Below are 14,992 nucleotides of genomic sequence, written 5' to 3' on the forward strand. Positions count from 1 at the left end.
TTCGATTACCTAGAGCGCGAGGACATCATGGCACTTTCTGAGCACGAGCAGCGCCTGCTCGATGAGATGGAGCGCCAGCTCTACGCGAACGACGCCGATGTCGTCTCGACTGAGCCTGCCGCTGCACCCTCCATCTCGACTCGAAGCCTCGTCATCATGTGCCTCGCCGTCGCGGCTGGCATCGCTGTCATCCTGCTCGGTGTTGCGTTGCAGCAACCCATCATTGGTGTGATTGGTTTCGCTCTCATGGTGTTGGGGGTGGCATCTGTGAGCGCTGGAAAGCCGAAGACGGGGGAGGAGCGCGTCTCGAACCAGGGTTCGCGAAGCTCCGGCCCGGCCAATACTGGCGCGTCGGCCTCGGGCCGCAGTACCCGCGGCGGCTTTGGCGGTCAGAGCTTCATGGACCAGCTCGACGAGCGATGGGATCGTCGCCGCAGCGGCATGTAAGTGATGTGACCTCCCGCAGGTGCGGTTGAGGTGAACGGGCGGTGGCCCTGGGATGACCCCAGGGCCACCGCCCGTTTTCGCGTGCTGGTGGGTGTCCACGGTTGACCCACCTGGCCGTGATCTGTTGTGAGGTGTCGTCCTCCACATTCCTCCCCGGGTGGGGCATCGGTGGAGGAAATCCTGCCGCCTCCGCGCCCCGCCATCGTGCCCCAGGGTGCCCGCGACGGGGCGAAATCGGGCCTAAATGGTGGAAAATACCTCCACCTTCCTCCACCCCGCTACTTCCCAATAAATTGCGGGGTTTCACAGGAAAAATAGCTCGAAAAAGGCGCAAAACCTAGAACTGGTGGGGAGAAAGGGAGTAAAGTGGAGGTTGTTCGAGGAGGTTGGCGATGCTGTTGGGAGGGTGCGCATGCTGCTTGGCACGTACACGCCCAAACTCGACGACAAGGGGCGCCTGATCCTTCCGGCCAAGTTCCGTGAGGAACTCGGCGAAGGGGTCGTGCTCACGCGCGGCCAGGACCGCTGCATCTACGTCTTTTCGAACGCGGAGTTTGAAGAGCTCCACAACCGGATCCGGCAGGCGCCGGTCACGAGCAAGCAAGCCCGTGACTATCTGCGCCTCCTGCTCTCCGGTGCCCACGCAGAAACCCCCGACAAGCAAATGCGCGTGACAATTCCCGCGCAGCTGCGCAAGTACGCAGGCCTCAACCGAGAACTCGCCGTCATTGGCGCTGGCTCTCGCGCTGAGATCTGGAGCGCGGCTGCCTGGGAGCAGTACGTGAACGACAACGAAGCTGCATTCTCTGAAACCGCCGAGGAGGTGATCCCGGGACTGTTCTAGCCCTGTGCTGTGATGCCCAGCCGCTGTTGCGAACCGACTTCCCCCGGAGCGCAGCACCCCGAAGTCACTTCCCCGGCCTCGGAAGCGGATGGGAATCAGAACACAGGGACGAACGCGGGACGATCATGCTCCTCGACAAGAACCCTGCTGAACTCCACGCTCCGGTCCTCCGGGACCGCTGTGTCGAACTCCTCGCCCCGGCGCTCAGTGAGGCCGGCAGCGTCTTCGTCGACGGCACGCTCGGCATGGGCGGTCACTCGGAGGCCGTGCTTGAGGCGTGCCCCAACGCGAAGCTCGTCGCCTTCGACCGCGACCGAGACGCGATTTCCCTCGCCGCTCGCCGCCTCGAACGTTTCGGCGACCGCGTCAACCTCATCCACGCTGTTTACGACGAGCTCGACGAACGGCTCGACGAACTCGGCATCGACGAAATCCACGGCGCACTCTTCGACCTCGGCGTCTCCTCGCTGCAGCTCGACGAAGCAGAGCGCGGCTTCTCCTACGCCCGCAACGCTCCACTTGACATGCGCATGGACCAGTCGGGTGGCGAGACCGCTGCCGAGCTCATCGCGCGCCTGTGTGAAGCTGAGCTCCGCGATCTCTTCTACCGCTACGGCGACGAAAAGCTCGCCCCGCGCTACGCCTCGCACATCTGTAAGGCACGCGACCTGGCTCCGATCACGACGACCGGGCAGCTCGTCGAGATCCTTCAGCAGGCCACCCCAGCGGCAAGGCGCGACGCTGGCCACCCGGCCAAGCGCGTCTTCCAGGCCCTCCGAATTGCCGTCAACGGTGAACTGGAGGCACTCGAATCGGCCATCCCGCAGGCGCTCGATCGTCTCGCGAATGGTGGCCGCATCGTCATCGAGTCGTACCAGTCCCTTGAAGACCGCTTCGTGAAGCGCGAGCTGCAGCGCCGCTCCACCTCGAGCGCCCCGCGCGAGCTGCCGATGGAACTCCCCGAACACCAGCCCGAATTTGCCCTTCTCGTTCGTGGCGCGGAGCGCGCGAGCGACGAGGAAGCCGAACGCAACCCCCGAGCCATCCCTGTCCGACTGCGAGCAGCCGAACGAATCCGGAGACACGCATGAGCGCCACCGCACGCCTGACGAAGAACGTCCTCGTGCCAGTCCGTGACCTGGCCCGCCCGCCGCGACTGTCGCTCATGCCGACGCCCGCACGTCGCGGGCTGCCCCGGTGGATGCTCACTGTCGGTGGCGTGATCGGTGCTGTGCTCGTCGCCCAGCTCTCCCTCACGATTGCCCTCTCGCAGGGGGCCTACGAGACTGATGAGCTCGAGGCGCAGCAGGTGCACCTCCAGCGCACCGAAACGGCGCTGGAAGAGCAGCTCGCTACCGTTGAGTCGCCGCAAAACCTCACCGCGCAGGCGGGAGCCCTCGGCCTCGCACAGGCAAGCGAGATGCACTCCATCAACGAGAGCACCGGCCAGGTCACGGTTGTCGGCGGCCCGAACCGTGCGAAGGCGAACCCGCAGCTCGTAGGCAACCAGGCCCTCAACCCCACGCAGCCGAACGCCGCGAACCCGAACGTTGTGCCGGCTGCTCCGCTCGTCAACGGAGTTTCGTCGCAGGGTGCTGCAGCTGCTCCCGTACCCTCGGTGTCTGAACTCGCCTCGCCGACCACTCGGTAGCACTCATCCCAGGGAAAGGAGCGTCGATGGCCCGACGCTCTGAGCGCCTCCGCGCTGCGGCCGTGCTCGCCGTGGTCTTCCTCGTCGTGAGCCTCTTCGTGGTCCGTCTTATCGACGTACAAATCGTCAACGCCAATACATACAACGAAGAGGCCGAGGGACGCCGCGGATCGAGTCACACGGTGTGGGGGGCACGAGGTGAAATCATCGCGAGCGACGGCACCGTGCTCGCCGACTCGATCGATCGATTCGACATCACGGCCTCTCCGCGTAACGCCACTGAGTTCGAACGAAAGAACGAGCAGGGCGAGACCGTCACGGTGAGCTTCGACCAAGCCATCGAAGAGATCGCCGCGGCAACCGGACAGCAGCCGAACGACCTTCGTCAGGCACTCTCGGACGCGCTCGCGCAGAATCCGAACAGCAACTTTGCCTACCTCACGCGCATGGTGACGCTGGAGGTGTACGAAAAGGTCAAGGCGCTCAAGATCCCGTGGCTCTATTTTGAACAGCATCCCGCCCGCAGCTACCCGAACGGCGCCATTGCGGGCAACCTCCTCGGCTTTATCGGCTCCGACGGCAGCCCGCTCGCGGGTCTCGAGCTCGGCATGGACAGTTGCCTCGCGGGTGTCGACGGCGAGACGAGCGTCGAGCGAAGCGGCGACGGTGTCGCCATTCCAGGCACCGAAGTTGTCATCACCGAGGCGAAGCCTGGTGGTGACCTGATGCTCACGATCGACTCGGAACTGCAGTGGTACGCGCAGCAAGTGCTCGCATCCGAAGTGACGCGCCTCGGGTCCGCGTACGGACACGTCACGGTGATGGAGGCGAAGACCGGGAAGCTCCTCGCGGTCGCCGAGTACCCGAGCGTCGACCCCAACTCTCCGTCCATGACTCCGGAAGACATGCGCGGATCGCGTGCCTTCACCGCGCCGTTCGAGCCTGGGTCCACGATGAAACCGCTCACTGTGGGGATGCTGTTTGATCGAGGTCTGACGTCCGTGGATGAGGTAGTCGAGACCCCTGACCGTTTCACGAGCCCCGACGGTGCCGAATTCGGCGATGAGAGCCCGCATGAGCCGCGTCACTACACGACCGCTGGCATCATTGCGTTCTCATCGAACGTTGGCATCTCCCTGCTGGGGCAACGGCTGAGTGCTGCCGACCGCTACAACTACTTGCAGCAGGCCGGCCTTGGGCAGCCCACTGAGGCTGGATTCCTCGGCGAGGAATCAGGCACCCTCCACCCATACGAATCCTGGGATCCACAGTCGAACTACGCGACCATGTTCGGTCAGGCGCTCACCGTCACCGGCCCGCAGATGGCGAGCATCTACCAGATGTTTGCGAATGGTGGCGTGCGGCAACCGGTGAAGCTGGCCGAGGGATGTCGTGACGAAGACGGCGTCATCCACCCGCTCCCGGGGCAGGAGGATGACGCGCCGCGTCAGGTGCTCTCCGCAGATGCCGCCAACAAGGTGCTGCAGACGCTTGAAGCCACCGCCCAACACGGCATGGGCAACCAGGTCGCGATCCCGGGCTACCGCGTGGGCGTGAAGACCGGTACCGCCCAGTACGTTGGCGAGGACGGTAGCTACGTCGCCAACAAATACATCCTCTCGATGGCGGGTATTGCGCCAATCGACGACCCGCAGTTCGTTGTCCAGGTCACGATGATGCCTCCGGCTACGATGGGGGGAAGCATCCTTATGGCGCCAACTTGGCACGACGTTATGGCTCACGCGCTTCAGATGCGGAGCGTTCCACCATCGCCAGAGCCCTGGCCCGATATTCCCGTTGAACAACAGTGACTCGGTCACTTCAGGAAGACATGCCCGCCGCTAGTATTCGCCCCCTTCACCCCGTGCCGCGTTCGCTCTCTGAACTCGCGGCTGCGTTTGGCCTCGACGACGACGAGCTCGATCTCGAGCGCGTCGAAGTCACCGGCGTCTCGGTCTCGTCCCGGGACGTCGATGCCGGCGACCTCTACGTCGGAATCCCCGGCGCGCGCGTCCACGGCGCGACGTTCGCGAGCGACGCTGTTGAACAGGGTGCAGTGGCCATCCTCACCGACGCCGCTGGCGCGGAACTCGTGCGTGAGGAAGGCGTCGACGTGCCGGTCCTCATCGTGGAGGACCCCCGCCTCGCACTCGGGGAAGTGTCGGGTTGGGTGTACCGCACCGACCCGGATGAGCCGAAGCTCTACGGCGTGACGGGCACGAATGGCAAGACGTCCGTCGCCTACATCCTCGACGCCATCCTCGGTCAGCTCAGCGTTGTCACCGGCCTCACGACGACCGTCGAGCGCCGCATCGGCGAGGAGCGCATTGAGGCCGCGCTCACCACCCCGGAAGCCAGCGAACTCCACGCACTCATCGCCCGTATGCGCGAAGTGGGCGTGCACGCCGCATCCATTGAAGTGTCGGCGCAGGCCGTGACCCGTCACCGCATCGACGGCATCCTGTTTGACGTTGTTGGCTTCCTCAACCTCTCGCACGACCACCTCGACGACTATGCCGACTTTGAGGAGTACTTCAAGGCGAAGCTCGAGCTCTTCACCCCGGAGCGCGCGCGTCGCGGTGTCGTCTCCCTCGACTCGGAGTGGGGCAAGCGCGTCGTCGAAGAATCGCGCATCCCGCTCACGACGATCAGTTCGCGACCCGAGATCGACGCCGACTGGAAGGTAGAGCTCGGCAAGCGCGAGGGTATGAACACCCGCTTCACCCTCATCGCCCCCGACGGGCGAAGCATCACCACGGAAGTGCCGCTCCCGGGCTGGTTCTCGGCAGCTAACGCGGGTCTTGCCATCGCAATGCTCGTTGAGTCGGGCTACGACCTCGGCGAAATCGCGCACGTGCTTGAGCGTGACGGACTCATTAAGGCGTACGTTCCTGGCCGCACCGAACTCATCTCGGGGGAGCGCGGACCGCGCTTCGTGCTCGACTACGGCCACACGCCGGACGCTTTCGAGCAGACCCTTGGTGCGCTGCGTGAGTTCACCGAAGGCAAGCTCATTATGATCTTCGGCGCCGACGGCGACCGCGACAAGATGAAGCGCCCTGCCATGGGACGCATCGCGGCCGAACTCGCCGACGTTGTCATCATCACCGACTACAACCCACGCATGGAAGACCCGGCGTCGATCCGCGCGACCCTTCTCGAGGCCGCCCGCGCGGCAGCTCCGCACAAGGACATTCGGGAAATCGCGGATGCACGACTTGGCATTCGCGAAGCCGTCAACATGGCGCGCGAGGGCGACACGATCCTCATCGCTGGCCCCGGCCACGAAACGGCCTCCGAAGTGGGCGGTAAGAAGATCGGGTACAGCGCGCGTGAAGAAGCACGTCAGGCACTGCGAGAGGCAGGTTGGGACGCATGATTGATCTCTCACTGACCGAGATCGCCACGGCCGTCTCGGGACGTCTTGTCCTCGGCGGGAGCGATACCGCCGAGACGATCGTCAACGGGTATGTCGACACCGACTCGCGTGAAATCACGCCCGGCGACATTTTCGTCGCCAAGCCCGGCGAGGTCACCGATGGTCACCTGTATGCGCCGAAGGCCGTCCAGGCGGGCGCTGTGCTCTGCATCGTCGAACGTGAGCTTGAGCTTTCTGTCTCCCAGATCGTCGTCGAGAACTCGGTCGTCGCGCTCGGCGACCTCGCCCGAGAAGTCATCACACGTGTGAAGGCTCTCGGGAAGCTCACCGAGATTGCCGTGACCGGCTCGAACGGCAAGACGACCACGAAAAACCTGCTCCGCGAGATCTTCTCGGCACGTGGCGAGACCGTCGCGCCGATCGCCTCCTTCAACAACGAAGTTGGTGCTCCGATTACCTTCTGCCGCGCCACCGAGAACACGGACACTCTCATCGCGGAAATGGGTGCGAGCGCACCTGGCGAGATCCGTCGCCTCATCAAGATGGCAAAGCCCGATGTGGGTATCGTCCTCACCGTCGGCCTTGCTCACGCTGGTGAATTCGGTGGGATCGAGACGACGCTCCGTTCGAAGACCGAAATGGTCGAAGACCTCGGGCCCGAAGACTGGGCGGTCCTCAACCGGGACGACGCCCGCGTCGCGTCCATGGCAGACAAGACAAAGGCTCAGATCCTCTGGTTCGGTCGTGGCGACGATGCCGATGTCCGCGCGAGCGATGTGGAAACCTCGATCGACGGGACGAGCTTCACGATGCATCTGCCCGGCCAGGAGCCGGTTCGCGTGCAGTTTGCCGTCATCGGTGAGCACCACGTGGTGAACGCCCTTGCTGCGGCAGCTGCCTCGCACACGCAGGGTGTCCCGGCCACTGAGATCCGCGACGCACTCGAACGCGTGACCCGTGCCGAACGCTGGCGCATGGAAGTGCTCACGCGCACGCCGCTCACGATCATCAACGACGCCTACAACGCATCGCCCGACTCGATGGCGGCAGCGCTGCGCACGCTCGCGCAGATCGCAGCCCCCGAACAGCGCACCGTCGCTGTCCTCGGCGCCATGTCAGAACTTGGCGAGTACAGCGTCGAAGAGCACGACCGCCTCGGCCTCCTCGCCGTTCGTCTGAACATCTCCCAGATCGTTGTCGTGGGTCGTGAAGCTCGCGCCCTCCACCTCGGCGCCATCGCCCAGGGGTCGTGGGATGGCGAGTCGGTGTTCGTTGAGGACCAGGACGAAGCGTTCGAATTCCTCACGAAGTACCTTGGCGAGGGTGACCTCGTCCTCGTGAAGTCGTCCAACTCAGCTGGCCTTCGCCACCTCGGCGACCGACTTGCGGAGCACTACGCGTGATCTCAATCATTCTTGCGGCGAGTGTGGGGCTCATCTTCACGCTGTTCATGACGCCGCTGTTTATTCGTGCCTTCCACAAGCTGCAGTGGGGACAGTTCATCCGCTCGGACGGTCCACAGGGACACTTCTCCAAGCGCGGCACCGCCACCATGGGCGGCATCGTCTTCGTCATCGGATCGGTGCTCGCATACTTCGTGGCGATTCTCATCACCTCTGATCGCCCCACGGCCTCCGGCCTGCTCACGCTCGGCATGATGGTGGGACTCGGTCTCGTCGGCTTTCTCGACGACTACCTCAAGGTGCACAAGCAGCAGTCGCTCGGCCTTGAAGGCTGGTGGAAGGTGCTCGGTCAGGTCATTGTGGCCGCGATCTTTGCGTTCGTTGGTCTGCAGTTCCACAGCACGCTCGGCGTTCCTGCCGTCTCATCGAGTGTCTCGTTCATTCGCGACCTGCCGATCGACTTCATCCAGCTCGCTGGCCCGCTCGTCGGGACGATCCTCGTCATCGCCTGGGTAGCCCTCATCACGACCTCCACATCGAACGCGGTCAACGTGACGGACGGTCTCGACGGCCTCGCCACGGGTGCCTCGATCATCTCGATCGGCTCCTACGGCGTCATCGGGTACTGGCAGTTCAATCAGATGTGCAACACCGAACGCGTCGCCGACGCCCAGCAGGCAGCCTGCTACGTGACGCACGCGCCGCTTGACCTCGCAATCGTGGCGGCCGCGATTTGCGGCTCACTCATCGGCTTCCTCTGGTGGAATACTTCGCCCGCACAGATCTTCATGGGCGATACGGGTTCGCTCGCCCTCGGCGGCGCGCTCGCAGCTTTCGCGATCCTGACCCGCACGGAGCTCCTCCTCGTCCTCATCGGTGGTCTCTTCGTCATGACGACCGGTTCGGTCATCGTTCAGCGCGCCTACTTCAAGATCACCAAGGGGAAGCGCATTTTCCTCATGAGCCCGATTCACCACCACTTCGAGCTCAAGGGATGGGCGGAGACCACGATCGTGGTTCGCTTCTGGATCATTGCCGGCATTTGCGCGGGTCTCGGTGTCGGCCTCTTCTACGCCGAGTGGACGGCCAGCCTGTGAGCGCCCGAACCGACGCTCTGACGAGCTGGCACGACGACTGGAGCGGCCTGCGTGTCGCCGTCCTCGGCCTCGGCATGACCGGCTTTTCTGTCGCCGACACACTCGCCGAACTCCGTGCGGAGCTCCTCGTGCTCGCGGGTGCCCACGACGAGGATCGAGAGCGCATCCTGGACGTACTCGGTGTCCGCTATCTCATTGAACCGGGCCTACCCGAGGTGCCCCAGGAGCTCCGTAAGTTCGCGCCGGAGCTCGTCATTGCGTCGCCCGGCTTCGCACCCCACCACCCGATCTACGCCTGGGCCGTTGAGCAGGGGATTCCCGTCTGGGGTGACCTCGAGCTCGCATGGCGCCTGCGCGACAAGACCGGCACGGCCCCAAAGTGGCTCGCGGTGACCGGCACGAACGGCAAGACGACGACCACGCAGCTTGCGGCCTACATGGCCCTCGCGGATGGCCTTCGCGCCGCCCCCTGCGGCAACATTGGCGTGCCCATCCTTGACGCCATTCGCGACCCGGAAGGCTTCGACGTCCTCGTCGTCGAATGCTCGAGCTACCAGCTCCACTCAACGCACACTATGGCGCCCGACGCTGCTGTCGTCACGAACATCGCGGACGACCACCTCGACTGGCACGGCAATGCGGAGGCGTACCGCCGCGCGAAGGGTCGCGTCTACGAACGCACAAAGACTGCCTGCGTCTACAACCTGGCTGATGAAGCAACGCGTCGACTCGTCGAAGATGCGGATGTTGAAGAGGGGTGCCGTGCCATTGGTGTCGGCCTTGGCGTCCCGAGCCCGAGCGACTTCGGTGTCGTGGACGGTGTGCTCGTCGACCGTGCGTTCCTCGAATCCCGCCGTACCTCAGCCCTCGAGATCGGCACGATCGAGCAGCTTGGTACTCGCCGAATGCTCGCACCGCACCTCGTCTTTGACGTGCTCGCGGCGGCAGCGCTCGTCCGCGCGATTGGTGTCTCGCCCGAGGCTGTTGCCCGCGCGATCGACACCTTCCAGGTCGACCCGCACCGCAACCAGTTCGTGCGAGAGCTCAACGGCGTGGAATGGATCGACGACTCCAAAGCCACAAACCCGCACGCCGCCGCGGCGTCGCTCGGTGCTCGCGAGCACGTCGTGTGGATTGTCGGGGGCCTACTCAAGGGTGTCGACATTGCCCCGCTCGTGCGCGACCATGCGAAGCGCCTCCGCGCAGCCATCGTGATTGGCCGTGACCGACGCGAGGTGCTCGCCGCGTTCGAGCAACACGCGTCCGAGGTGCCGCTCGTTGAGATCCAGGTCGACGAAACTGAAGCGGTCATGCTTCAGGCCGTCGCCCACGCAGCGCGCCTGGCCCAGGCAGGGGATACCGTTCTCCTCGCCCCGGCAGCAGCATCGATGGACCAGTTTAAGAGCTACAGCGACCGCGGCGAACACTTCGCCGAGGCCGTGCACAACCTCGGGGAGGCGCCGCATGTCGAAGCGTCAACCGAGGACGGCAACGACAGCACCGACGAGCGCTAAGGTTCGCGGCGTCAAGCTCGAACGCGTCGCACCAACGTCCCCGAGCTCCGGCGGCGCGGTTCGCGTTCGGCTTGGTTCGCACGAGCGGGTCCTCGACCCGACAACGGTGCAGTTGCTTTCGTTTGTGCTCGCGCTCGTCGTTTTCGGCCTCGTCATGGTGCTCTCGAGCTCCGCCGTGGAACAGTTCGCGGCGGGGGAGAACTTCTCGGGCAAGTTCATTAAGCAGCTCATCACCGCGATGATCGGCTTGCCCTTCCTCGTCATCGCGATGCGGCAACCTGCCGCGATCTGGCGGAAGCTTGCGACCCCGGCCATCCTGCTCGCTCTGCTGCTTGAACTTCTCGTGTTCACACCCCTCGGATACTCGGTGGGGGAGAACCGAGCCTGGCTGAGCATCGGCGGCTTCACCTTCCAGCCGGCGGAAGCGACCAAGACAGCGCTCATCATCTGGATTGCGAAGTTCTTTGACGACCACCGCGGCAAGCTCGACCGCTTGATGAACTACGCACCGAAGCTCGTCATCTGGCTCGGTGTCATTATCGGGCCGATCATCATCGGTAAGGACCTCGGCACCACGATGGTCATCGGGGCGCTCGTCCTTGGCGGCATGTGGTTCGGCGGTGTGCCGCTCCGCCACATTGGGATCGCGGTCGGTGCCGCAGTTGCCGGTGCTCTCGCCCTCGCGAGCACCTCGTCGATTCGTGTCGCTCGCATGACGAGCTTCTTCACGGGACAGTGCGACTACGAGGACCTCTGCTGGCAGACCTCGCACGGCCTGTACGCGCTTGCCGCGGGCGGCATCTTCGGGCAGGGGCTCGGCAACTCCCGCGCCAAGTGGTCGTGGCTGCCAGAAGCCGACAACGACTTCATCTTCGCCATCATCGGTGAAGAGGTCGGCATGCTCGGCTGTCTGGGTGTCATCGCGCTCTTCGTCGGCCTCATCGTCGTGCTCGTCAAGGTCATCGGCCATTCACGCACCACCTTCACACGCACCGCGGTGGGCGCCTTCCTCGTCTGGATCGCCTTCCAAGCCTTCGTCAATATCGCCGTCGTGCTGGGACTGCTGCCGGTGCTCGGTGTGCCCCTGCCGTTCGTCTCTTCGGGCGGATCCGCCCTCATCACCACCATGCTTGCCGCCGGCATCGTGCTCTCCCTCGCGAAAGAGCAGCCGACGCGTACCAGCCCGGAAAGGACCCGTACACGATGACGATTCTGCTCGCCGGTGGCGGCACCGCCGGACATGTGAACCCGCTCTTGGCCGTGGCTGACGCGCTTCGTGAACTCGATGCCGACACCGAGATCCTCGTCGTCGGCACGCGGGAGGGCCTCGAGTACCGACTCGTGCCAGAACGCGGCTACGAACTCGCGATCATCCCGAAGCTTCCGTTCCCGCGTCGCCCGAACGCGCAGGCCGTCACCTTCCTGCCCCGCCTTCGCGCGACCGTCAAGCAGCTGCGCGCGCTCATGGGGAAGCGAGACGTGGACGTGGTGGCCGGGTTTGGTGGCTTCGCCGCCGCTCCCGCCTACCTGGCTGCGAAGAGCCGTGTCCCGCTCATCATCCACGAAGCGAACGCAAAGCCTGGCCTGGCGAATCGCCTCGGTGCCCGCTGGGCGCAGCACGTCGCCGTCACGTTCCCGAACACGAAGCTCGGCAACGCCGAGGTGACGGGGATGCCTATGCGCCGCGAGATCGAACGACTTGACCGGGAAGCATCCCGTGCTGAAGCGATTGCGGCGTTCGGTCTCGATGCGGGGAAGCCGACGCTGCTGGTCACTGGCGGATCCCAGGGAGCGAAGCGTCTCAACGACACGATCCGCGCGCTCGGGCCGGATCTCGTCGCCAAGGGTTGGCAGCTCGTCCACGTCGTCGGCCGTCTCTCGCCCTTCGATGACCCGAAGATTCCCGGCTACCACGTCCTCGAATACTGCGACCGGATGGATCTCGCGTTCGCCGCCGCCGACTTCGTTGTCTCGCGCGCTGGTGCCTCGACGGCCTCTGAGCTTATGGCTGTGGGGCTCCCGACGCTCTTCATTCCGTATCCCGTCGGCAACGGCGAGCAGGCCGTGAACATTGCGAGCTTCGTGGCAGCCGATGCGGCCATGGTCGTGCGTGACGGCGAATTCACGCCTGAGTGGGGCCGCGCCGAACTTCTCCCGCTCCTCGAAGATTCGGAGCGACTCGCTGCCATGGCGGAGCGTGCCAAGACCCACGGTGTTCGAGACGGCGCGAAGCGCGTTGCCGAGCTCATCCTGGCCGCCCGCGACGCGTCCCGCGCGACGGCGTAACACTCCAGGCGACGCGCGCAGGATCTCGGGGCGCACAGCGGACACGGTCGTACCCTGTTAGCTGCGTGTGCCAACCGGACACACCGTTGAAGGAGCAACATGATTTCGCCTGATCCCACAGCCCAGATTCCCGACGTCCTGGGAAAGGTGCACTTCATCGGTATCGGCGGCTCCGGCATGAGCGGCATCGCCGGTATGATGATGGACCGCGGTCTTGAGGTGTCCGGTTCTGACCGCTCGGAGAACGACAACACGAGCGCCCTCCGTGCACGAGGCGCACGCGTCGAAATCGGTCACGACGCGGCAAACCTCGGCGACGCCGACACGGTCGTCGTCACGAGCGCTCTTTGGCCGGACAACCCCGAGCTCGTCCTCGCAAGGGAACGCGGCCTCACAGTGCTCCACCGTTCGCAGGCCCTCGTGTGGCTCACCCGTAATTCACGCCTTGTCGCCGTGGCGGGCGCCCACGGCAAGACCACCTCGACGGGCATGCTCGTGACCGCGCTGGACGGTCTCGGTGCTGGGCCGAGCTTTGTGAACGGCGGCGTCATCCAGGCACTCGGCACGAGCCAGCACATTGGCAAGGGCACTGAGTTCGTCGTCGAAGCAGACGAATCGGATGGCTCGTTCCTCTTCTATGACACCGCGATTGCGCTCATCACGAACATCGACAACGACCACCTCGACCACTACGGCACCGAGGCCGCGTTCCAACAGGCCTTCGTGAACTTCGCCGACCGTGCCTCGGAAGCTGTCGTGATCTCCAGCGACGACCCGCTCGCCGTCGAAGTCACCGGCCGCCTCTCGCACGAACGCGTCATCACATTCGGTGAAGCGGACGACGCGGATGTGCGCGTGAGCGACATCGTGTCGACCGGTGGACGCACGACGTTCACCATCCGCTGGCAGGGCACTGACTATGAGGGCGAACTCGCGGTCGCCGGTCACCACAACGCCATCAACGCAGCCGGTGTTGTTGCCGTGCTCAGCGTTCTCGGCCACGACCCGGCGGCAGCGCTCGAAGCGCTCAAGGCCTTTGGTGGTACGAAGCGCCGCTTTGAACTCCACGGTGAAGTCGCGGGCGTCCGCGTCTACGACGACTACGCCCACCACCCGACCGAGGTGGAAGCAGCGCTCGCCGCCGCACGCACGGTTGTCGGTGGAGGGCGCCTCATCGCCCTCCACCAGCCACACCTCTACAGCCGCACGCAGGCCATGAGCCACGTCTTCGCGAAGGCCTACGAGCGACTCGCCGACGAGACTGTTGTGCTTGATGTGTGCGGTGCCCGTGAAGACCCGGTCGAAGGTGTCACGGGTGAACTGGTGTCGCGCGCCTTTGCCGACCCGAGCAAGGTGCACTACCGACCGGACTGGCAGGATGCCGCCGACACGGTTGCCGAGATCGCGAAGCCTGGCGACTTCATCATCACCTTTGGCTGCGGTGACGTGTACCGGATCATCCCGCAGGTGCTTGCCTCCCTTGAAGCGAAAGCTGCAGCCACGGCGTGAAGCCTGTGACGCGGCGTGAGCGCGCAGCCGACGGAACCGTCATTGATGGTTCCGCGCGGTTTGCGCGCCATCGCCGACGTCGTCGCCGCCAGCTCATTGCTGCTCTCAGCATCCTCGCCGCTCTCATCGCCTTCGTTGCGGTCGGGGTGTTCTCGCCGTTCCTTTCGGTGCGCGAGGTCCGGGTTGAAGGGACGCAGCGGCTTCCCGTCGAATCCGTGCAGGCCGCGCTCGCTGACCTCGGTGACAAGCCCCTCGCGCTCGTGACGAACGCCGACATTGGCGAGCGGCTGGACGGAATGGTCGAGGTGCAAAGCTATGATTTCCGGCTCGAACCACCCTCGACCCTCGTCGTCGAAATCACCGAGCGTGAACGCCTTGGCGCTGTGAACGTGCCGGCTGGCTACGCGATCGTGGATGGCGCTGGCGTGACCCTCGAGCAGGTGCCGACGGCACCTCAGGACGTTCCGCGATTTGAGCTCGAGGACAACACGCCCAGCTCGCCAAGCTTCCAAGCCGCCGCCGCGGTGACAGGTGCCCTGCCGGATGACCTTCGAGCGCAGGTTGAGAGCGTGCAAGCACGTTCCCTCGATGGCGTCACCCTGAAGCTTCGCGACGGCGACACGGTCGTATGGGGGAGCGCCGAGCATTCTGCACGCAAAGCAGAAGTCTTTGCGATGCTTCGCCAGCTCACCGGACCCGAGATCGTGAGCTATGACGTGACGAGCCCGGATGCACCTGTGACGCGCACGAGCCCCGTCGAACAGCCGGGTGCGACGAACCCGCCCTCGCCTGCACCCGACCCTGCAGCATCGCCTGCACAGCCCGCGCCTCCTGCGCCACCAGCTCCGTAACGCCATCCCAG

General features: G+C 64.8%; 13 protein-coding genes. All 13 read left to right on the forward strand.

All coding sequences use genetic code 11. From position 1 onward, the window contains the following. The first annotated feature begins 27 nt into the window (after positions 1 to 27). The 13 genes from ZAL01S_RS05120 to ZAL01S_RS05180 all read left to right on the forward strand — a co-directional run bounded on the left by ZAL01S_RS05120 (position 28) and on the right by ZAL01S_RS05180 (position 14,981). On the forward strand, positions 28 to 447 hold the full coding sequence (locus ZAL01S_RS05120) for a DUF3040 domain-containing protein (protein ID WP_159421598.1): 420 nt from the start codon (positions 28 to 30) through the stop codon (positions 445 to 447). Positions 448 to 859: 412 nt separating this feature from the next. Continuing rightward, positions 860 to 1,291, forward strand: a complete 432-nt coding sequence (gene mraZ, locus ZAL01S_RS05125) for a division/cell wall cluster transcriptional repressor MraZ (RefSeq protein WP_066080691.1) — start codon at positions 860 to 862, stop codon at positions 1,289 to 1,291. A 125-nt stretch (positions 1,292 to 1,416) separates the two neighbouring features. Next, positions 1,417 to 2,382 (forward strand): 16S rRNA (cytosine(1402)-N(4))-methyltransferase RsmH, encoded by a 966-nt coding sequence (rsmH, locus tag ZAL01S_RS05130; RefSeq protein ID WP_066080694.1) that lies wholly within the window; start codon positions 1,417 to 1,419, stop codon positions 2,380 to 2,382. Next, positions 2,379 to 2,942: a hypothetical protein gene (locus ZAL01S_RS05135; protein WP_066080699.1), complete on the forward strand. Its 564-nt coding sequence runs from the start codon at positions 2,379 to 2,381 to the stop codon at positions 2,940 to 2,942. Before rsmH ends, ZAL01S_RS05135 begins: the two co-directional genes overlap by 4 nt. A gap of 26 nt (positions 2,943 to 2,968) precedes the next feature. Then, complete coding sequence (locus ZAL01S_RS05140) at positions 2,969 to 4,753, forward strand: peptidoglycan D,D-transpeptidase FtsI family protein (protein ID WP_066080702.1); 1,785 nt, start codon at positions 2,969 to 2,971, stop codon at positions 4,751 to 4,753. Between the two features lie 20 nt (positions 4,754 to 4,773). Then, positions 4,774 to 6,321, forward strand: a complete 1,548-nt coding sequence (locus tag ZAL01S_RS05145; RefSeq protein ID WP_066080704.1) for a Mur ligase family protein — start codon at positions 4,774 to 4,776, stop codon at positions 6,319 to 6,321. Beyond that, a complete protein-coding gene (locus ZAL01S_RS05150; RefSeq protein ID WP_066080706.1) occupies positions 6,318 to 7,724 on the forward strand; it encodes a UDP-N-acetylmuramoyl-tripeptide--D-alanyl-D-alanine ligase in 1,407 nt (468 codons plus the stop codon). Before ZAL01S_RS05145 ends, ZAL01S_RS05150 begins: the two co-directional genes overlap by 4 nt. Further along, positions 7,721 to 8,821, forward strand: a complete 1,101-nt coding sequence (mraY, locus tag ZAL01S_RS05155; protein WP_066080708.1) for a phospho-N-acetylmuramoyl-pentapeptide-transferase — start codon at positions 7,721 to 7,723, stop codon at positions 8,819 to 8,821. The genes ZAL01S_RS05150 and mraY overlap by 4 nt, the downstream gene beginning before the upstream one ends. Beyond that, positions 8,818 to 10,335, forward strand: coding sequence for a UDP-N-acetylmuramoyl-L-alanine--D-glutamate ligase (murD, locus tag ZAL01S_RS05160; RefSeq protein WP_244875341.1), 1,518 nt, complete (start codon positions 8,818 to 8,820; stop codon positions 10,333 to 10,335). The genes mraY and murD overlap by 4 nt, the downstream gene beginning before the upstream one ends. Continuing rightward, complete coding sequence (locus tag ZAL01S_RS05165) at positions 10,286 to 11,542, forward strand: FtsW/RodA/SpoVE family cell cycle protein (protein WP_083523086.1); 1,257 nt, start codon at positions 10,286 to 10,288, stop codon at positions 11,540 to 11,542. The genes murD and ZAL01S_RS05165 overlap by 50 nt, the downstream gene beginning before the upstream one ends. Continuing rightward, entirely contained in the window at positions 11,539 to 12,621 is a 1,083-nt protein-coding gene (gene murG / locus ZAL01S_RS05170) for an undecaprenyldiphospho-muramoylpentapeptide beta-N-acetylglucosaminyltransferase (RefSeq protein WP_066080714.1), read from the forward strand. The genes ZAL01S_RS05165 and murG overlap by 4 nt, the downstream gene beginning before the upstream one ends. Positions 12,622 to 12,720: 99 nt before the next feature. Further along, entirely contained in the window at positions 12,721 to 14,130 is a 1,410-nt protein-coding gene (murC, locus tag ZAL01S_RS05175; protein WP_066080717.1) for a UDP-N-acetylmuramate--L-alanine ligase, read from the forward strand. After that, the gene (locus ZAL01S_RS05180) at positions 14,127 to 14,981 is read left to right on the forward strand and encodes an FtsQ-type POTRA domain-containing protein (protein ID WP_066080720.1); all 855 of its coding nucleotides are present in this window, start codon (positions 14,127 to 14,129) and stop codon (positions 14,979 to 14,981) included. The genes murC and ZAL01S_RS05180 overlap by 4 nt, the downstream gene beginning before the upstream one ends. Positions 14,982 to 14,992 lie beyond the last annotated feature (11 nt).

Origin of the sequence: [Zimmermannella] alba NBRC 15616 (assembly GCF_001570905.1) — a bacterium.
Lineage (GTDB): Bacteria > Actinomycetota > Actinomycetes > Actinomycetales > Microbacteriaceae > Pseudoclavibacter > Pseudoclavibacter albus.